The sequence below is a fragment of the Magnetospirillum sp. 15-1 genome (genome assembly GCF_900184795.1).
Classification (GTDB): Bacteria; Pseudomonadota; Alphaproteobacteria; order Rhodospirillales; family Magnetospirillaceae; genus Phaeospirillum.
Map to the genome: position 1 here is coordinate 136,807 of NZ_FXXN01000026.1, position 19,869 is coordinate 156,675.

Annotated in this window: 15 protein-coding genes and 1 tRNA gene; 7 read left to right on the forward strand and 9 right to left on the reverse strand. The window is 66.1% G+C overall.

Annotation, left to right across the window (positions count from 1 at the left end; all coding sequences use genetic code 11):
- Window positions 1-26: 26 nt before the first annotated feature.
- Complete coding sequence (locus CP958_RS16175) at window positions 27-2,354, reverse strand: methyl-accepting chemotaxis protein (RefSeq protein ID WP_170959001.1); 2,328 nt, start codon at window positions 2,352-2,354, stop codon at window positions 27-29.
- 511 nt (window positions 2,355-2,865) lie between these two features.
- On the opposite strand from CP958_RS16175, the gene CP958_RS16180 reads away from it, so the two are divergent.
- Window positions 2,866-2,948: transfer RNA gene (locus CP958_RS16180), tRNA-Leu, on the forward strand.
- A gap of 217 nt (window positions 2,949-3,165) precedes the next feature.
- Here CP958_RS16180 and CP958_RS16185 read toward each other — a convergent pair.
- Window positions 3,166-3,498 (reverse strand): outer membrane beta-barrel protein, encoded by a 333-nt coding sequence (locus CP958_RS16185; protein ID WP_141400536.1) that lies wholly within the window; start codon window positions 3,496-3,498, stop codon window positions 3,166-3,168.
- Window positions 3,499-3,653: 155 nt separating this feature from the next.
- On the opposite strand from CP958_RS16185, the gene CP958_RS16190 reads away from it, so the two are divergent.
- Window positions 3,654-3,920 (forward strand): BrnT family toxin, encoded by a 267-nt coding sequence (locus CP958_RS16190; RefSeq protein WP_096703264.1) that lies wholly within the window; start codon window positions 3,654-3,656, stop codon window positions 3,918-3,920.
- Window positions 3,904-4,200 (forward strand): BrnA antitoxin family protein, encoded by a 297-nt coding sequence (locus CP958_RS16195; RefSeq protein WP_242442939.1) that lies wholly within the window; start codon window positions 3,904-3,906, stop codon window positions 4,198-4,200. The genes CP958_RS16190 and CP958_RS16195 overlap by 17 nt, the downstream gene beginning before the upstream one ends.
- Window positions 4,201-4,332: 132 nt before the next feature.
- Here the strand turns inward: CP958_RS16195 and CP958_RS16200 are convergent, their stop codons facing one another.
- Window positions 4,333-4,689, reverse strand: coding sequence for a hypothetical protein (locus CP958_RS16200; protein ID WP_096703266.1), 357 nt, complete (start codon window positions 4,687-4,689; stop codon window positions 4,333-4,335).
- 463 nt (window positions 4,690-5,152) lie between these two features.
- Here CP958_RS16200 and CP958_RS16205 point away from each other — a divergent pair, with 463 nt between their 5' ends.
- Window positions 5,153-6,046, forward strand: coding sequence for an MYG1 family protein (locus CP958_RS16205; RefSeq protein WP_096703267.1), 894 nt, complete (start codon window positions 5,153-5,155; stop codon window positions 6,044-6,046).
- 7 nt (window positions 6,047-6,053) lie between these two features.
- The gene (locus tag CP958_RS16210) at window positions 6,054-6,758 is read left to right on the forward strand and encodes a DUF2786 domain-containing protein (protein ID WP_096703268.1); all 705 of its coding nucleotides are present in this window, start codon (window positions 6,054-6,056) and stop codon (window positions 6,756-6,758) included.
- A 25-nt stretch (window positions 6,759-6,783) separates the two neighbouring features.
- Here CP958_RS16210 and CP958_RS16215 read toward each other — a convergent pair whose 3' ends face one another.
- The 5 genes from CP958_RS16215 to addB form a co-directional block, all read right to left on the reverse strand.
- Complete coding sequence (locus CP958_RS16215) at window positions 6,784-8,361, reverse strand: methyl-accepting chemotaxis protein (protein WP_242442940.1); 1,578 nt, start codon at window positions 8,359-8,361, stop codon at window positions 6,784-6,786.
- A 350-nt stretch (window positions 8,362-8,711) separates the two neighbouring features.
- The gene (locus CP958_RS16220; protein ID WP_096703270.1) at window positions 8,712-10,667 is read right to left on the reverse strand and encodes a TRAP transporter large permease subunit; all 1,956 of its coding nucleotides are present in this window, start codon (window positions 10,665-10,667) and stop codon (window positions 8,712-8,714) included.
- 1 nt (window position 10,668) lies between these two features.
- The gene (gene dctP, locus CP958_RS16225) at window positions 10,669-11,697 is read right to left on the reverse strand and encodes a TRAP transporter substrate-binding protein DctP (RefSeq protein WP_096703271.1); all 1,029 of its coding nucleotides are present in this window, start codon (window positions 11,695-11,697) and stop codon (window positions 10,669-10,671) included.
- Window positions 11,698-11,852: 155 nt separating this feature from the next.
- On the reverse strand, window positions 11,853-13,736 hold the full coding sequence (locus CP958_RS16230) for a potassium transporter Kup (RefSeq protein ID WP_096703272.1): 1,884 nt from the start codon (window positions 13,734-13,736) through the stop codon (window positions 11,853-11,855).
- Between the two features lie 84 nt (window positions 13,737-13,820).
- A complete protein-coding gene (gene addB / locus CP958_RS16235; protein ID WP_096703273.1) occupies window positions 13,821-16,739 on the reverse strand; it encodes a double-strand break repair protein AddB in 2,919 nt (972 codons plus the stop codon).
- 110 nt (window positions 16,740-16,849) lie between these two features.
- On the opposite strand from addB, the gene CP958_RS16240 reads away from it, so the two are divergent.
- Complete coding sequence (locus CP958_RS16240) at window positions 16,850-18,064, forward strand: DNA polymerase IV (RefSeq protein ID WP_242442941.1); 1,215 nt, start codon at window positions 16,850-16,852, stop codon at window positions 18,062-18,064.
- 230 nt (window positions 18,065-18,294) lie between these two features.
- Window positions 18,295-18,717 (forward strand): hypothetical protein, encoded by a 423-nt coding sequence (locus CP958_RS25960; RefSeq protein WP_141400537.1) that lies wholly within the window; start codon window positions 18,295-18,297, stop codon window positions 18,715-18,717.
- A gap of 92 nt (window positions 18,718-18,809) precedes the next feature.
- Here CP958_RS25960 and CP958_RS16245 read toward each other — a convergent pair whose 3' ends face one another.
- Window positions 18,810-19,850: an alpha/beta hydrolase gene (locus tag CP958_RS16245; protein ID WP_096703275.1), complete on the reverse strand. Its 1,041-nt coding sequence runs from the start codon at window positions 19,848-19,850 to the stop codon at window positions 18,810-18,812.
- Window positions 19,851-19,869 lie beyond the last annotated feature (19 nt).

A 19,869-nucleotide genomic window follows, 5' to 3' on the forward strand; every position in this document is an offset into this window, starting at 1 on the left:
ATTTGTGGCCGGAGGAATGCCGGTTTTCAGGCGGCGTGGCGCAGGGCGGCGGCCATTTCCTCCAGCAGGGCCAGCACCTCGTGCGACGCGTCGTTGAGACGTTCCACCTCGGCCTGGGCCTCGGACACCTCTCCTCGGGCGTGCAGTTCCAGGGCGCGCTTGCCGTGGGCGTGGACGCGCTGGTGAGGGGTCAGCAGGTTGCCATAGGCGGGCAGGCCGGTGAGGCGGTCGTCCTTCAAGGTGTCGTACCACTTGCCCAGGCGGCAGGTGTGGTGGTCGGCCAACTGGTCGGGGGTCAGGTCGTTGCGCCCCATGATGCGGTCGATGATCGAGCGCTTGAAGCGGATATGGTCGTTCTTGGCCACCTGCAGCAGGGTCTCGGCGGTACCCAGCTTGGCGAAGTCCTCGGCCCGGCGGTCCAGCACCTGGGCCGCCTCGGTCATGGAGCCCAGCACCTGATCGATTTCCTCGAGATTATGCTCGGACAGGCTGGCGATCTGGCCGGTGGCGGCCGAGACCTCGGCGGCGGCGGCGTTCTGCTGCCCCAGGATGCCGGCGATGTCGTGCATGCGCCGCGTCACGCCGTCGATGCGCCCGGCGATGGATTCCAGCCCGCCGGTCACCTGGCCGACGGCGGCCATGCCGTCATTGGCGGCGGAGCGCGAGCGCTCCATGGACTCGCGGGCGCCGTTCATGTCGGCGACCAGGGTCTCGATGCGCGCGCGGATATCGACGGTGGCCTTGGCGGTCTGATTGGCCAGGGTCTTCACCTCGCCGGCCACCACGGCGAAGCCCTTGCCCGCCTCGCCGGCCCGCGCCGCCTCGATGGTGGCGTTCAAGGCCAGCAGATTGGTCTGGCCGGCGATGGCCTCGATCTGATCGATGATGGCGGCGATCTGGTCCGAGGCCCCGGACAGGGCCTCGATCTTGCCGCCCACGTCCGATACCGCCTGCAGCAGGCCGTCCATGGCCCGGCGGGCGGCGCTGGTGGCGGCGACGCCTTCCTTGGCGGCGCTCTCGGCGTCGGAGGCCTCCCCGGCGGCGATCTCCGAGGATTGCGAGATGGTGTTGACCGAGGCCACCAGTTCCTCGATGGCGCTGGCGATGGACTGGCTCTGCTCCGAGGCGCGGCGCACCGAGCCCGACATGCGGGTCAGCACCACGCCGGCCTCGTTGCTCTGCATGGCGGCCTCGACGATGCCCTCCAACTGCAGTTGCATGCCGTCCTTCAGGGATTTCTGCCCCTTCTCCAGTTCGATCAGGCTGCGCTGCTGCGCCGCCTCCAGTTCGGCGGTGCGTTCCACCTCCTTTTGCACCACCAGGACGGCGCGGGCCATGTGGCCGATCTCGTCGTTGCGGTCCAGGCCGTGGATGTTGACCGCGAAATCCCGCCTGGCGATGCGGTCCATGGCGGCGCTCATGGCCAGGACCGGCCGGGTGATGGTGCGGCTGAGCAGGATGCTAAGGATCATCGCCACGGTGACGGCGCCCAGGATCAGCCCGGCCATGGTCCGCCGCGCCTCGGACAACTGGGCGGCATAGTGGGAGGCGTCCATGGCGATCTCCGCCACGCCCAGCGGCTTGCCGCCGTAATCCTTGACCGCTCGGCCCAGCAGGGCGACGCGGCCGCCCTTGCCGTCCTCCCGCGCCTTGACGATGTCCTTGCCGTCCAGGGCGGCGGCGATCTCGGCCGAACTCAGTGCCGATTGGGCGACGGTGCCGGCGAAGATCTTGAACTCGTCCTTGGCCTTGACGTGCAGCGCCACGTCGACGCCGAACGCCTTCTTGAACTCCACGAAGAACGGCTGGCCGAAGGAGAGGCCGAACTCCACCGACCCCACGTGCCGGCCCGCGTCGAACAGCGGCATCAGGCCGCGCACCCCCAGGCCGGCCACGCCGTATTCCAGGCCGTGGGTCGGCTTTTGGGTGGTGTTGGTTTCCACCACGGTCTGGCGGATGGCCGACAGATCGTCGCCGAACTTGGCCGGGGCATGGACGCGCAGGAACGAGGTGGCGGGCGGGGTATGGAACTGGAACTGCTCGACGCCGAAGGGGGCGGCGATGGCCTTGAACATGGGAACCATCTGGGCGGCCAGGGCGTCCCGCTGGCCGGTGGCGACCTGATGGGGAATACCGGGCAGGTTGGCCACCAGGCCGGCCATGGCCTGGGCCTGATCGGCCGCGCCGCCGATGGCGTCGGACAATTGCTCGAAGCGGCCCATCAGCTCCCGCTGCTCGGCCTGCTCGATCAGCGAGACGGCGTGGTTGTTGCTGAACCACCCCATGGTGGCGGCGGTGCCCACCGACATGGCGACCAGGGCGGCGCCGAAGCGCGCGGCAATTCCAAAGGCCATCGTTGCTGTCCCTTCCCCTGAAAAGGCCGATACCAATTGGATGCGGTTCGGTGACGGACCACCGTCCTTGGGAGCCGTCCCCCTGGCACGGGGGTATCGCGCCGCACACGTCGAGGGCGATTCGCCATCGGTAGGCATCCCTCATAGAGTGCTGGAACGGCATTTAATATAAATATCGTTATATTAGCAACGAATGTTTTGGTCTGACCAATCGAACGCATGCCAGGACTTGGGGTGCGGGCAAGGCTGGGGTATAAGGACCGCACCGCCCCTCGGGCGGGCTTCCCCAAGGCCCCTTGGCGGAACTGGTAGACGCAAGCGACTTAAAACCAGGAAAAACCCGCGCAACTATTTGAGTGATAATGATTTTGTATATTTACATTTGTTTGTAAATTTACAGTTTTCAATGCGCTTTCCGGCGGAATCGATCATGGGCTTAACACAAGCGACTAACAGTCAAATGTGTCTCCCAAATATCCCGCAGAATCGGTATATCTAGAGGATCAAATTAGCGGACGTGGTGAAATTGGTAAACACTGCGGTCTTAAACACCGCTGCTTCGGCTTACGGGTTCGAGTCCCGTCGTCCGCACCAAATACCATGCAATAAGAGGGTTGAGCGCTTGCTTTAAAGCAAGGTCATGCGTGGTGAATTAGTCTTGGTTGGGATTACAATTGTAGTGCTTATGCATTTATAAAATTTTTATAGCAGCATGTAGTGCGCTGAAAACATTGGTGATATTATTGCTTAAAATCGCCCGGCTTCGGCCTTGCGGGTTCAAGTCCCGCCGTCCCCACCAATACACAGTCGGCTAAACTGTGTACGTTTTGCCCCCCCGGACACGGATCAACAACGCTTGCGCAGCCCTGCCGTGCTCGCACGCTGCTCGTCGCGGTGTGCCCAGCGCCCAAGGCACTGGCGGTGGAGCGCGCAGGCCGTACTCGCCCCGCACCATCACCTTTTCGGTCATGGCGATCTCCATGCCGACGCCCATTCTGAGGCCCCAAAGCTCTTCCTCGCTGTGACGGCCACGGTTGCTCTTGTATTCCACGCCGCTGCGGACGGCTCCGACACGACCGTACAGCATTGCAGTGTTGGTGATGCGATAGCCGCCTCGCAGGGATGCCCCATAGGTGTAGTTCATGCCCCACCGGTTCCGGGTGTGCCCGTACAGTGCTCGTCGAGATCGCCCCAGCGACCAGCATGCTGGAGCAAGGCGAGGGTGCTTTCCGCGCGGCACCGCGGAGCGCAGCTACGATTTGATTGACGATAGACAGAAGCTGTAGCTATAATTTGCCTATGTGGGACTGGGATGACGACAAGCGGGCAAGCAACCTCGCCAAGCACGGCGTGGACTTCGCCGCCGCCCTGGCGTTCGAGTGGAACACTGCCTTGACCGCCGAGGATAGCCGTCAGGATTACGGTGAACGGCGGCACGTCTCCATCGGCTTCATCGGTGACCGCCTGCATGTCCTGGTGTGGACGGAACGTGAGGCATGTTTCCGCATCATCAGTCTCAGGAAGGCCAACGCGCGGGAGATCAAACGCTATGCCGACCAAATCTGACCGCAATACTTTGCGCGAACGCGCTTTGAAGGCATTGGCCGCGATGCCCGAGGGTGAGAACCAGAGGATCAACGGCGGCATCCAGGCCGACGCCGATAATCCTGAATTGGGCGAGGAGTTCTTCGCCAAGGCGAAGCGCATGCGCGGGCCGCAGAAGGCACCGACCAAGAAGCTGGTGTCCTTGCGTCTTGATCCCGAGGTGATCGAACGCTTCCGCGCCATGGGACCGGGCTGGCAAGCCCGCATGAATGACGCTTTGCGCAAGGCTGCCGGACTTTGAAGGAGCGTTACCTGCGGTACGCGCGCGTATATCATTGGGAAGCCCACGTAGGAGCGCGCCACATGGATTTGTGATCTGAAGCGATGGTTCTCGAATGGGCTTCCGTTATCGGCGGGGAGTTATGCCGTGTAGCTATCCAATAGCCCACCCATAAGAAAATTCACTACGCCCATGATACCGGCTATGAAAAGCTGCCATGGCAGCTACGTGCTGGCCAAGCGTAATTACGACATCGCTGTATTGCGGCACGTCATCCTCATTAAGAAGGTCAAGGTACGAGCGGTTCGGCTCATCATCAAGCACCTTCTGGACGTCAATCAGAAGCCTGTTAACAACGTTGATCTTATTCTTGTTCAGAACCCCATCAGGTTTCTTCTTCGATAATTCCTGAAACTCTCTGAACATCGCATTGAGTAACGGCTCAAGAGCGTCGTATGCTGCTGCTCGCTCAGCCGTTGTCACATCGGACCTGCGTGATTTATTCGCCATGGCGTAGCCCTATTTCTGGAAAAGTTTTTTGGGCGGTGCGGCGCGGATACGGTCTTCGCTATCCTCCAAACGCCAAACCCACTGGCCTTGCGACACCTTGATGTTGTCGGAGCGGATTGTCGTGGCCGTAATGGCGGTAAACCATCTCGGGGCTGGTGCCGAGATTGAGCGCCACCACCCGCATATCGATACGGAGCAGTTTGCTGGCGAGCTTACATGATGTAAATTCGCAGGAAGAAGCAGCGCCAATGCGCATAGCACACTTTGTAGCACATTGGCGAATGTACGCAACTTTATCGTTTTAAATCAATGCTCTGCCTAAACGCTGTTTACTCAAAATCTGTTGCCGGCAACGGCGTGCTGGTTCGAGTCCGGCCTGGGGCACCATTTTACATCAGTGGGTTAAGGGGCGGCATCGGCCGCCTTTTTCTTTTTGTGCCCCCAACACCAGTCGAGAGCCCAAATGCTGAAGGTTGCCACCCATAACGGAACGTTTCACGCCGACGACGTTTTCGCCTTCGCGATTCTTCGCGCGGCGTCGGACGGCCAGATCGAGTTGGCGCGTTCACGCGACCGGCAGGCCTGGGATACGGCGGCGGTGGTGTTCGATGTGGGGGGCGTCTACGACCGTGACGCGCGCCGCTACGACCATCACATGCGCGACAAGCCGTTGCGTCCCGGCGGCAAGCCCTACAGCTCGGCGGGACTGGTCTGGCGGGACTTCGGAGAGGCCGCCGTCGGCCACATGCTCCCCGAAGCCTCGGCGGAAGCAATCGTGCGGGTGGTCGAGATGGTCGACGCCGGGCTGGTCCGTGACGTGGACCTGATGGACAACGGAGCCATGACGCCCACGCCGGGGCACTTTTCCACCGTCATCGAGGCGTTCAACGCCACCTTCGTCGAGGACGAGCGCGACGAGAACGCCGCCTTCCTGCAGGCCGCCGATATCGCCGCGATGGTGCTGGAGCGGGCTTGCGCCAGGGCGTACGCCTCCATCCAGGCGCAAGCCACCGTGGCCGCCGCCGCCGGCATCGCCGAGGATTCCAGGATCATCGTCCTGGACAGCAGGGTTCCCTGGGAAGACGCGGTCTACGATCTGGGGCTGGACGAGGCGCTCTATGTGATCCGCCCGGCGGGAGCCGCCTGGACCTGCAGCGCCGTTCCGCCCGAGCGCGGATCGTTCGCCCAGCGCCACCCCCTGCCCCAGGCCTGGGGTGGTCTGCGGGACGAGGCGTTCGCCGGTCTGACCGGCATCACCGATGCCACCTTCTGCCACCCGGCCCTGTTCGTTTGCGGCGCGCGCACCCGCGAGGGGGCGGTGGCCCTGGCGCGCATCGCCGTATCGGCAGCGGCCTAGGATCACCATGGCGACCGACCTCGACAAGCTGAAGGGGCGCCTGCAGGCCCTCAGGGCCAAGACCATCGCCAATGGCTGTACCGAGGAGGAGGCCCTGGCGGCGGCGGCCAAGGTCGCCCAGCTCCTCGACCAGCATGACCTGTCCATGGGCGACCTGGAAATCCGCGAGGAGCAGTGCGAGAAATCCGTCATCGCAACCGGACGCAAGCAGCGGCAGCCCATTTCGGCCTGCGTGCCGGCCATCGCCGAATACTGCGACTGCAAGGTCTGGCTGGAGAAGGATGAGAGCGGCATCCGCTACGTCTTCTTCGGGCTCCGCCCCAGTATCGAGATGGCCCGTTACGTCTATGACGTGATCGCCTCCGCCTTGCAAGGCGGATGGCAGCACTATGTCAGCAGCCAACGGTTCATCCGTCACCGGCATGATGAAAAGGGCTCGTTCCTGTTCGGCATGGCGGTGTCCATCGCCGAAAAGCTGACGGACATGAAGGCCGAGCGGGACGAGGCCAACCGGCGAAGCTCCCGCCGTGACCTCGTGGTGCTCCGCCATGCCATCGTCGACGCCGAATACGAAAAGCTGAACCTCAATCTTCGCCGCAGGCGGGCTTCGGGCAAGAAGGTCGAGGCGTCGGCCTTCAATGCCGGACATGCGGCCGGCCAGTCCGTGGCCCTGCGTCCCGGCGTGGGTGGCAAGCCGGGGGACGGGACCTGAATTCGGTCCGCCCCCGGCCACCGCCTTATGCGCTCCTCACATCCGCCAGGAACCCCTCGATCATCCGCCGAAGCTCGTTGGCCTGGGCCGCCAGATCGCCGGATGCGGTAAGAACCTCCCCGGACGCACCACCGGTCTGGCTGGCGGCGGCCTGTACTCCGACGACGTTGTTGCTCACCTCGGAGGTTCCCGCCGCCGCCTGCTCCACGTTGCGGGCGATCTCGCTGGTGGCCGCGCTCTGCTCCTCGACGGCCGCCGCGATGCCGCCGGAAATCTGGCCGATCTCCTCGATCACCCTGACGATGCCCTGGATGGTCGAGACGACCCGGTCGGTCTGCTCCTGCACGGAAGCGATCTGCTGACCGATTTCCCCGGTGGCCTTGCCCGTCTGGTTGGCGAGGTTCTTGACCTCGCCCGCCACCACCGCGAAGCCCTTGCCCGCCTCGCCGGCCCGCGCCGCCTCGATGGTGGCATTCAAGGCCAGCAGATTGGTCTGGTTGGCGATGTCGTTGATCAGGTTGACCACGTCGCCGATTTTCTGGACCGCGCTCGACAATTCGCCGACCACCTCCTCGGCCCGCACCGCCTCGGACACGGCGGTACCGGAAATCAGCGAGGAATGGGCCACCTGCCGGCTGATCTCGTTGATGGAGCCCGAAAGCTGCTCGGCCGCCGAGGCTACGGTCTGAACGTTGACCGAAGCCTGCTCGGCCGCCGCGGCGACAGCGGTCGCCTGCTGGCTGGTCTGGGCGGCGGTGGAGCTCAGCCCCTGGGCCGTTCCCTGCAGCTGATGCGCCGCCGATGCCACGGCGTGGACGGTTTTGGCGGCGCTTTCGTCGAAGCGCGCGGTCAGGTCGGCGATGGCGGCGGCCCGCCGGCTGCGCGCCTCGTCCTCCTGCTTCTGCCGGGCTTCCAGCTCCCGCTGGCGCAGCAGCCCGGCCCGGAAGACCTCGAGCGCCGCCGCCATTTCACCGATTTCGTCGTTGCGCTCCCGGCTGGGAACGGAAACCGCAAGGTCGCCCTTGGCCAGCGTGCCCATCACGCCGGTGATCTCCACCAGCGGCGGGACGATCGACTTACGGGTCAGAAAGGCGGTGGCGGCGGCGACCGCCAATCCGACGACCAGCCCGAGAAGGGAGACTATCTTCAGAAGGTCCGAATCGGCCTGGGCCTGCCGGGCGTCCTGGGCGAGCATGATCTTCTGGTTGCTGATCAGCCCCCCGGCCCGCGTTCCGTCCGCCGCGAGTTCTCCGTAAAGAGCGGCTTCGAGCTGGCGAACCCGAGGAACGGCTTCCTCGACGAGAATCTTCAGCGCCGCGTCTCCCGATCCGGCCTGCTCCGCCTTGTCCTGGGCGGCCCGCAACTCGGCAAGATTCTGCTTGGCCCGCGTCCACAACTCCAGGTTCCTTGGTTCGGTGAACCTCACCGCCAGCTTATCCATGGCGGCGCTGAGACGGCCGATTTCATCCCAGGCCCTGGCCCGATCCGCCTTGAAGGCGTCGCTGTTGGCCAGCAGGAAGCCGCGCAATGCGGCAAGAGAAACATAGAGCTCCTTCCCGATGCCGGAGCTTGTCTCAGAAACCGGCGTCCGAAATGCCGTCACGCCCTCGATAGTAGTGTCGAGTCTACTTGCCTCAAATGCGGATATACCGGCAATTACCGTCAATACCCCACAGATAGTCCCGAACCCCATAACTAGTCTGCTGCCGATTTTCATTCACGTTCCCTCCATAACATTCCCCAATATAAAGAAGTTAGGCGCTGTCCATGGCTCTGGATATATCCGTATGGGAGGTCTTCTGCATAATCCTAGGTAGATTTACGACTATTCAAATCTGCACTCCGGCTATGCTTCCGGAGCAGATTCGTCGCCACAGGATTGATATCCCATCAGCCACCATAAGCCAACAGTTGCGAAGGATCATTTTCAGGGAGATATCGGGAAAGCCACCCTCAGTTCATCACCGCCGAGGGCAGCCAGGTGGCGATGCCGGGGAACAGCGAGCACAGCACCACGGCGGCCATCATGATCAGGACGAAGGGGATGGTGCCCCAGATGATGTCCTTCAGCGGAATATCGGGGGCGATATTCTTGATCACGAAGATGTTCAGCCCCACCGGCGGGTGGATCAGCCCCATCTCCATCACCACGGTCATCACCACCCCGAACCAGATCAGGTCGAAGCCGGCGGCCTTCAGCGGCGGCAGGATGATCGGCGCGGTCATCAAGATGATGGAGACCGGCGGCAGGAAGAAGCCCAGAACCATGGTGAACAGCAGGATCGCCGCCAGCAGGAACCATTTGGACAGGGAAAGGCCGATGATCCAGTCGGCCGCCGACTGCGAGATGTGGAGATAGCTCATCACATAGGCGTAGAGCAGCGACATGCCGATGATCATCAGCAGCATGGTGGACTCGCGCAACGTACCGGTGAGGATGGGCATCAGGAGCCTGGGCCGCCAGATGCCGTACATCAGTCCGATGACCAGCAGGGCGAGCACGGCGCCCACTCCGGCGGTTTCCGACGGCGTCGCCCAGCCGGCGTAAAGCACCACCATTACCCCGGCCAGGATGGTGACGAAGGGCGCCACCCAGATGACCATGCGGATCTTCTCGCCGGTGGAGTAGTGCTCGTCGGCCAGCAGCGCCGAATGGGTGCCATGGGCCGCCGCCGCCAGTTCCGCCCGCCGGTATTCGTGGCGATAGCGGACCATGGAATAGCCGGCGAACAGGGTGATCAGCAGCAATCCGGGGCCGATGCCGGCCAGGAACAGCCGGCCCAGCGACACCTCGGCGGCCACGGCATAGAGCAGCATGGTCACCGAGGGCGGCAGCAGGATGCCCAGCGTGCCGCCGGCGGCGATGATGCCGGCGGCGAAACCCGGCGAATAGCCCCTGGCCCGCATCTCGGGGATTCCCGCCGAGCCGATGGCCGAGCAGGTGGCGGGCGACGAGCCGGCCATGGCGGCGAACAGGCCGCAGGCGATGGTGTTGGCCACCCCCAGCCCGCCGGGAATGCGGTGCAGCCAGGCGTGTAGGGCGGAATAGAGATCCTTGCCCGCATTGGAACGGCCGATGGTGGCGCCCTTCAGGATGAACAGCGGAATGGCCAGGATGATGACGTTGGCCAGTTCCTCGTAGAAATTCTGGGCGATGGTATCCACCGAGGCGGCCGGCATGAACAGCAGCATGAAGATCAGCGCCACCACCCCCAGGGCGAAGGCGATGGGCATGCCGGAAAACATGACCAGCAGGGTGACGACGCTATAGGCGATACCGGTGACCCAGTGGGGCAGGCCGGAGATCAGCGGCCGGGCCGGCGGCGTGGCCAGCAGGAAGGCCGCCACTCCGGCCGCCACCAGGGCCAGCAGCCAGGGCGAGCGCCGCCCCACCTGCAGCACCATCTGCAGGGCCAGCAGGGCCATGCCGGCGGTCAGCACCGAATAGGGAATCCACAAGGGCGGCCCCCAGGCCGAGTGGGAGGTCTGGCCTTCCTGGACCGCCTCGGCCAGCAGCATTCCAGACTTCCAGGCGAAGATCAGGCAGAAGGCGAGGATGCCCGCCTCCACCACTCCATGGCGCAGTTCCTTGGCGTAGGGAAAGGCGTGGTCGAGGACGTCGATGGCCACATGGCCGCGCCGGGCCTGGACGCTGGCCGCCGACAGGAAGACGGCGCCCGAGATCAGAAAGACGGTGACCTCGTCCTGCCACAACAGCCCGCGCCCGGTAAGATGCCCCATCACCACGCCGAAGGTCAGTACCCCGGCGGCGGCCAGCAGGGCCAGGGCCGAAAGCCTGAACGCTCCCTCCATGACGGCCTCGAACACGGCGACGGCCGGATTGCGGGTCGTCTCGGAGGGAAGGGCTTCGGTGGCGAGGATGGCGTCGTGCTGCGCCCCACCCGACATATCACGTCACATCCCGGGCCAGCCTGAGCAGTTCGGCGGCCTCGGCCGATTTGGCGGCGTAATCGCTCCAGGCGCTTTCCTCGGCGATCTTGCGCCACTGCGCCAGATGCTCGGCGCCGAAATCGGCCACCTGACAGCCCTTGGCGCCGTAGACGGCGGCCACCTGGTCGTCGTCCTTCCTGGCCTCGGCCATGCCCCAGGCCTCCATCTCGGCCCCCACCTCCAGCAACGCCTGCTGCTGGGCGGGCGGCAGGGTATCGAAGATGGCCTTGGACATCAGCAACGGCTCCAGCATGAACCAGAACGAGCCCTTGCGCGCCGCGGTCAGCGACTTGGCCAGTTCCTCCAGCCGGAACGAGATCAGGCTGGTGGACGAGGTGACGGCGGCGTCCAGCGCGCTGGTCTGCATGCCGATATAGATCTCGTTGGAGGGCATGGTCGAGACCTTGGCCCCGGCCGCCGCGAACATCATGTCGGTCTCGCGCGAGCCGCCCCGGATGGTCAGGCCCTTGACGTCGGCCGGCGCGATGATCGGGGTCCGGCGCGAGGCGACGCCGCCGGCCTGCCAGATCCAGGCGATGAACTTGACGCCCTTGTCCTCGACGATCTTCGAGAACGCCTTGCCGATGGGGGCGGTCTTCCAGCGGGCGCCCTGTTCGTAGCTGGTGACCAGACAGGGCATCAGGCCCAGATTGCAGGCGTGCAGTTCACCGCCGGCATAGGCGATGGGATAGAGCGACATATCCAGCGCGCCCTTGCGCATGGCCGAGAACTGGGCGTTGGTCTTCATCAGGGAGGAATTGGCGTAGACCTCGAATTTAAGGCCGCCGCCGGTGCGCTTCTCCACCTCGCGGGCGAAGATGCGGCACAGCCGGTCGCGGAAATCGCCCTGCTCGAGGGTGCCTCCGGGGAATTGATGGGAAATCTTGAGGGTGGTGGTGGCCGGCTGCGCCCAACCGGAGCGGCCGAACGACAGAATGGCGGGCGCGCTCGCGAGACCGGCGAGCGCCTGACGGCGGCTGATCTTCATCCCTGTTTCCTCCCAATGGCGCACTTGGATGGATTTTTCTTGTTCGGGCGCGTTGTCCGCCCGCTTTCCATCTCAAGATGGTCTCGCCATCCGGAGTTCAAAAGGGGATACCGGTAAAAACTCTTCAATCCCCGGTTTTGCCGTGGCAACCTCGACTACAACACCACCTGCGCCCCCAGCTCCACCACCCGGTTGGACGGAATGCGGAAGAAATCGGTGGCCCGCGCCGAGAAGCGGCTGAGCACCATGAACAGGTTCATCCGCCACCACGGCAGGGCCGCATGGTCGGCGGCCGGCACGATGACGTCGTGGCCGACGAAGAACGAGGTGGCCATCATCTCGAATTCCAGGCCGAACGCCTTGGACAGCCGCAGCGCCTTGGGGATGTCGGGGTCCTGGAAGAAGCCGTAGCGCAGCGTGATGCGATAAAAACCGTCGGCCAGCCCCTCGACCACCAGCCGGTCGCGGGCGGCGACGCGCGGCACGTCCTCGGTCACCACCCGCAGGAACACCACCCGCTGATGCAGCGCCTTGTTGTGCTTCAGGTTGTGCAGCAGGGCCAGGGGAACGGTATCGGCATTGCCGGTCATGAACACCGCCGTGCCGGGCACCCTTATCACCTGGGGCGGATTGGCCAGGAAGGTGTCGAGCGGCATGGATTCGGCCGACAGCCGGTGGGACAGGGCGGCGCGGCCACGCGCCCAGGTGGTCATCACCATGAACATGGCGAAGCCCACCGCCAGCGGCACCCAGCCGCCTTCGGGAATCTTCAGCAGGTTGGCGCCCAGGAACGACAGGTCCATGGTCAGCAGGGCGATGCCGAGAACGAAGCACAGCGGAGACGGCCAGCCCCACAACCGACGTGCCGCCATCAGGGCCAGCACCGAGGTGATGGCCATGGTCCCGGTCACCGCTATGCCATAGGCGGCGGCCAGGCTGGACGAGGTGCGAAAGCCGACGACCAGGGCCAGCACCGCCGCCAGCAGCCCCCAATTGGCGGCGGGAATGTAGATCTGCCCCTGCTCCTCGTCCGAGGTGTGGTCGATGCCCAGCCGGGGCAGGAACCCCAACTGCACCGCCTGCCGGGTAATGGAGAACACGCCCGAAATCACCGCCTGCGAGGCGATCACCGTGGCGGCGGTGGCCAGACCGATCATGGGATACAGCGCCCAGCCCGGCACCAGCAGGTAGAAGGGATTGGTCAGGGCGTCCGGGTCGGAGAGGATCAGCGCCCCCTGGCCGAAGTAATTGAGCAGCAGGGCCGGCATGGCGGCGCCGTACCAGGCCAGCTTGATGGGAGTGCGGCCGAAATGGCCCATATCGGCGTAAAGCGCCTCGCCGCCGGTCACCGCCAGCACCACCGAGCCCAGCACGTGGAAGGCCCGCAAGCCGTCCGCCGCCAGGAACCGGGCGCCATAGCGCGGATCGAGGGCGGCCAGGACACCGGGATTATGGAGGATTTCGGCGCCGCCGAACGCGCCCAGCGCCGCGAACCACACCAGGGTGATGGGGCCGAACCAGGCCCCCACCGCGCCGGTCCCGTGCTTCTGGATGGTGAACAGGCCGAACAGCACGGCGATGGTCAGCGGCAGCACCACGGCCTCGAACTGGGGTGAGGCGACCTGCAACCCTTCGATGGCCGACAGGACCGAGATGGCCGGGGTGATCATGCCGTCGCCATAGAACAGCGCCGCCCCGAACAGCCCGAGCGCCAGCATCAGCTTGCCGCCGGCCACCCCGTCCTTGGGCACGGTAAGCGCCAGCAGCGCCAGGATGCCGCCCTCGCCGCGATTGTCGGCGCGCATGACGAAGGTGACGTATTTCAGCGTCACCACCAGCAGGATGGCCCAGAAGATCAGCGACAGGATGCCCAGCACGTTGTCGGGCGTCACGCCCACTCCGCCGCCCGCCCCGAAGCATTCCTTGAGGGTGTAGAGCGGGCTGGTGCCGATGTCTCCGTAAACAATCCCCACGGCACCGAGGGCAAGGGCGAACATCCGACGGAGGTCGGGTGCCGGGGCGGAAGGGTGATCGGCCATGAAAAAATCCGGGCAGCCTGCGATAGGCCGACCTTGGCCCGGCGGGGCATAAAGATTCCATATGGAACTGGGGTGCGGCCCTAACTATTCCTCTCCGTCGCCGCCGCTGGCCCATTCCCGCACCCGAGCCAGATGCAGGTAATCCGAGTATTTGGGCGCGTGCTCGGGATGGGGCCGCGCCGCATAGGGGGTGGCCGGATCGTCGAACACCGCCACCAGGGCATGCAGCCCCTCCAGCGCCTCGTCGGCCAGGGCGGCAGCGTCACCGCCCGCCGAGCGCTCGTCGCCGCCCGCCGCGCCGCCCTTGAGATGCCAGTACAGCAGTTCGGACACCTCGGCCGCCCCAATGCCGGCGAACCCGCCGTGGCGGGCGATCACCGCCTCCAGCGGCAATTGCGGCGCGAAACCGGCCGCCACCTCGCGGGCTCGGGGGGGCGTACCGGTCTTGTAGTCGATCAGCGCCAGGGTGCCGTCGCTCATCTCGTCGATGCGGTCGGCCTTGGCGGTCAGGGTGAAGGGCCCGGCCGGCGCCTCGATCTCCAGGATGCCGCCGGCCTCGGCGTGGACGTTGCGCAGGGCGGGGCGGCGTCCCCGTTCGCGGGCCGCCACCCAGCGGGCGACGGATTCGAAACGCGGCCACCAGAAGGCCCACAGGGCGGGGGACACCACCTTGGCCTCGAACACCTCGCGGCCGATGCGCAGCAATTCCGCTTCCGGCTCGGGGGGGAGGGCGCGCGGCCAGGCCTTGAGGAACAGTTCCAGCGCCTCGTGCACCATGCTGCCGTATTCCGCCGCTCCCGGATCGGCATCGATGGGGTCCAGCGCCTTCAGGCGCAGCACGTGTTTGGCGTAGATGGCGTAGGGATCGCGCATCCAGGTCTCGATCTCGGTGACCGACAACCGCCGGGGGCGGACCTTGACCGGCGGGGCGGGGGCCGGAATTTCCGGACGCTTCCAGCTATCCGGCCGGTCGAGCAGGGCGTGCCAGTCCAGCCACTGGCCGGCATCCTGGTCGAAGGCGAGGCCCGAGCCCTTCATCACCGCGTCCAGGCGCATCAGCCAGCGCGACGGCACGGTGGGGGTGCCGTCCACCCGCGCCGAGCGGCTCAGCACCACCCGGGGCGCCGCGAAGCCCTGGGCGAAGTCGTGGGCGGCCAGACCGATGCGGCGCTCGGGCGGCGCCAGCCCGAAGGCGGTGCGCATTGGACGGCTCATCCACGGATCGGCTTCGGGCGGCGCCGGCCAGGTCCCTTCGTTGAGCCCGCCCAGGACCAGCAGGTCGGCGTGCTGCAGGCGGGCCTCCAGCGGCCCCCAGATGAACAGGCGGGGATGGTGGTCCCAGTTGGAGCGCACCGCCACCCCGGCCATCACCTCGTCGAACAGGGCGGGATAGCAGCGCCCGGCCATACCGCCCAGAACCGGCGCGGCAGCGGCCAGATCGGCGGCGAAGCGGGCGGCGGCCTCGCCCGCCTCGCCCCGCCACAGCCGGGCCGGGCCGGGAAGCTGGTCGTCGCCAGCCAGCCATTCGGCGAATTCCATATGGGCGCGCAGCAGATCGGCCAGGGAGGTCTCGGCCGCCTTCAGGCGATCGGCCAGCGGCGCCGCCATGGCTTCCAGGTCGGCGAGCCAGGAGGACAGGCGCGGGTCCTTGACCACCTGACGCAGGCCCGCCACGCCGGGGGCCGGGCGCGGGCCGCGCAGGGCCAGACGCTCCAGCCGGCGGACCAGGGCGCGGAAGGCGCCGGTCTCCATGCCGCCCGCCGCCAGCGGGTGCTTGAGACAGGCCAGCAGCCCGTGGGGGGCGAAGTCGTCGGCCACCATCTCGGCGGTCAACCGCAGGAACGCACCCGGTTCGCTCAACCCCAGCGGCCGCCCGGCGGAATCGTCGATGCGGATGCCCCAGCGTTCCAGTTCACCCGCCACCCGCCGGGCCAGCCCGCGATCGGGAGTGACCAGGGCGGCGGTGTGGCCGGGCCGGTCCAACTCGCGCCGCATCATCAGGGCGATGGCCCCGGCTTCCTCGCGCGGGGTGGGGGCGTCGAGGCGCCAGACGCCGTCCAGCACCCGGGAGTCGAGAGCGGGCAGGTCGCGCCACGCCTCGCAGGTGGCGGCGGGGCGCAGGGCCTCGGCCAGCAGACGGACACGGTCCTGCCGCAAATCGGCATCGGCGGTCAGCGGCCGCACCGCGCCGCGCTCCACGCCCAGCCGGGCCAGCAGGGCCTTCAAGCCGTATTGCGGATGGGCGGGATCGAGCGCGACCCAGGATTCCTCGTCCATCTCGCGGTCGAGACCGGCCAGCACCACCCGCCCGGCGGGCAGGAGGGCCACCGCCGCCAGCAGATCGGCGGTGGCTGGGCGCGAGCCGGTGGAGCCGGCGGCGATCACCTTGTGGCTGGGCGGTCTGGCCCGCCACGCCTCGATCTGGGCCGCCATCACCCGGTTCAGCCGGTCCTCGGGATCGAGCACGCCGCGCTCGGCCAGGATGCCCGGCCAAGCCTCGGTGAGGATCTTGAGGAAATCGAGGGTCAGTTGCCAATGGCTGGCGTAATCCTCGGGCACCAGCTTGACCAGCCCGGCGAAGTCCAGACGCTCCACCTGGACCGCGTCCAGCAGCTTGGCCAGTTCCGAGGCCAGCCGCACCGCCTGGTCCGGGCTGGGCACATGCCCCTTCTGGGCGGCGGCGGCCGTCAGGATCAGCCGCGCCAGGATCAGCACCCGCTCGGTGGGGCTGACCGCCGGCGGCAGGTCGAGGGGATCGGCGCCGGACAGCTCCAACTCCTCCTCGTCCATGTCGCCCAGTGGCCGCAGCCGGGGCAGCAGCAGCGGCCGCCCCCCCGACAGGCGCAGGAAGGCGTCGCTCATGGCGCGGCAGGCGCGCCGCGTCGGCAGCAGGATCTCCATGTCGGCCAACGCCAGCGGATCGCCCCCCGCCTCGGCCAGCAGGCAGGCCGCCAGGGTATCGACGAACGCCGCGCCGGGCGGGATGGTGAAGACCGGACTCATGGAATGGCCTCTCGCCATGGCCTTGGTGAGAGGGCAGTCAACGGCTTCCGGAGACGGCGCGCAAGAGAGAAGAGAAAATTGCGGCGGCGCGGACCGGAGAGTTCTTTTCCATGGGCGGGGAAACCGTGTGGCGCTATAGTTCCGTTATGGGAACATATGGTGATCAGGCACCGGCCGTCTGCCGGGATTGCGGCGCCCTGGGAACCGGGGGCGGGGTCTGCGCCGCCTGCGGCTCGGAGCGGCGGGTAAGCCATGCCGAGTTGCTTGACCTCACCATCGCCCATATCGACTGCGATTCCTTCTACGCCTCTGTGGAGAAGCGCGACAATCCGTCCCTGGCCGACAAGCCGGTGATCGTCGGCCATCCCGGCGGGCGGGGAGTGGTGACCACCGCCTGCTACGTGGCGCGCAAGTTCGGGCCGCGTTCGGCCATGCCCATGTTCAAGGCGCTGGAGCTGTGCCCCCACGCCGTGGTCATTCCCCCCAACATCGCCAAATACAAACAGGTCAGCGGCGAAATCCGCGCCCTGTTCGAGAAGGCCACGCCCCTGGTGGAGCCGCTCTCCCTGGACGAGGCCTATCTCGACCTGTCACCGGGGGTGCGGCTGGTCGAGCGGCCGGCGGCGGTGCTGCTGGCCCGGCTGGCCCGCGCCATTCGCCTGCAGGTGGGCATCACCGTCTCGGTGGGTCTCAGCTACAACAAGTTCCTGGCCAAGATGGCCTCGGACCTCGACAAGCCCGAGGGCTTCTCGGTGATCGGCCGCGAGGAGGCATCCCGCTTCCTGGCGCCGCGCCCGGTGACCGCACTGTTCGGCATCGGGGCGGCGACGGCGGCGCGCATGGCCGACCAGGGCATCACCACCATCGCCCAGCTTCAGGCCCTGCCCGAGGCGGAATTCGTGGCGCGCTGGGGCAAGTTCGGCCGCAGGCTGGCCGGCATGGTGCACGGCATCGACAGCCGCCCGGTCAATCCCGACCGCCCGACCAAGAGCGTCTCCACCGAGACCACCTTCGCCCGCGACACCCGTGACGGCAAGGTGCTGGCCGAGGCGCTGGTCCCCCTGGCCGAGGGCGTGGCCCGGCGGCTGGACCGGGCCCGGCTGGCGGGGCGCACCGTGGTGCTCAAGCTCAAGACCGCCGACTTCAAGGTGATCACCCGCCACCAGCGGCTGGCCGACCCCACCGGCCGGGCGGAGATCATCCTGCGCGCCGGTCTGGCCCTGCTGGAACGCCAGACGGACGGCCGCGCCTTCCGCCTGCTGGGTATCGGCATCACCGACCTCTGCCCAGCCGAGGACGCCGACCCGCCCGACCTGTTCGGTTGAGTTATGGGCTGCCGCCCAAACCCGCTTGGGGCCAATTGCCCCAAACCCCGCTCATGAAAGATCTGGGAAGGGGGATTCGCAACACCTCATCCCCTGCGACTACGCCGCGCTCAATGCGGGGTCTGCGCCCCGCCCTCGCGCAACGCCCCCAAAAAGCAATGGCGCAATGACAGTCGACACAAATTTGATACCGTCTCCTTTGATTTTCGCTTTGAGAGGAGCAAATACATATGCGCTTGATTGCTATAGTTATGGCGGCTTCCCTCGGGCTGGCTGCCTGCGGGACTTCTCCGGTCAAGCTGGATGCGACCACTCCAACGCCCCCGAATCGCATATTAGCGTTTGGCAATCCCGGCAGTGGCCTATCCACCGTGATCGTTGTTCGTGATAGCGGTTTCGTTGGCAGCGGGGTCTATCAGGCACTAAAAGTCGATGGAATATGGGCTGCTAAACTTGATACAAGCGAATCGGTAACCTTGTACATGGCGCCGGGTGACCACGTATTTGGCGTGATCCCAACACCAAATCTCTTTGGCACCCACAGCATTTATGAAACTTCACTCCGCATTGAGCCGATGCGGACCCACTACCTTAGAATTTCGATCGGCGCCGAGGGTACGACCCGAATTGCCCCTACAGCCGAGGTGCAATAGCCGCGTCGCCGGTTCTGCGGCACGGGCTGAATAGAAATGGGGTCCGGGGCATTAGCCCCGGATGGGTTTGGGCGATAGCCCGATATCGGCCCCTAGCGTTGCGGCGCCGGGGATTCCAGGAACTCGGCCACCGCCTGATAAAGCTGTTTGCGGTTCTTCTCGATCAGGGCGGCGTGGGTGGCCTCGCCCACCATGACGTAGCGCTTGTAGGGCGAGGTGGTGAGCTTGTTGAACAGCTTCATGCCCATGGCCGGCGGAGCCTCCATGTCCCACTCGCCCTGGATCACCAGGGCGGGAATGGACAGGCGTTCCGGGTTCCAGCGGGGCTTGCCCGACGCCCAATAGCGCATGGTATCCAACACCACGCCGTTGGGAGCGCGCACCGTATTGGGGGTGGCGGGCTCGGGATCGCTGGCCAGGGTGGCTTTCAGCCATTCGCCGAACACCGCCTTGGGCAACACGGCCTCGCGCTTGGCCTCGGGCACAGCCTTCAGCCAGATGTCGCGGGCGTCGCGCGGATCTACCTGACGCCAGGCGGGAACCCGGGCGAGGTCGGCGTCGGTGGGCGGCGGCACCTCGCGCAGCCATTGCGGCGCATAGAGCACCAGACGCTCCACCTTGTCCTGGGCGCTGTTGGCGAAGGCTCCGGCCAGGGTGGCGCCCCACGACCAGCCGACCAGCACCACCTTCTGGGAATTGCGCCGCGACAAGATGAAGTCCACGGCGCGGGTGACGTCCTCGACGGCGTCGGTGGTGTCGACCACCGGGGGATTGGCCTCGGGAGTCTGCTTCATCTCGGGCGGGTGCCCCGATTTGCCGTAGCCGTGGATATCGAGCGAATAGACGTCGTAGCCCCGGGCGGCCATCCAGTCCATCCAGCTCTGGCCGTCGACCGCCATGTCGAACGAGGAATGGGCGGGATAGGTGGCGCCGTGCAGGAACAGCACCGTCTTCTCGGGCCTGACGTCGTAGAGGGCGGCCGGATGCTTGTTGCGGATATAGAGCTTCTGGTCCGGCCATTTGCTGCTGATGGAGAACTCCTCGGTCACCATCTGGGCCGTGGCGGAATTCACCGTCCCGACCAGCATCGCGGCGACCAGAAGGCCCAGCCGCCACCCCGTCTTCGTCGTCATTACCCGTCCGCTCCCTTGT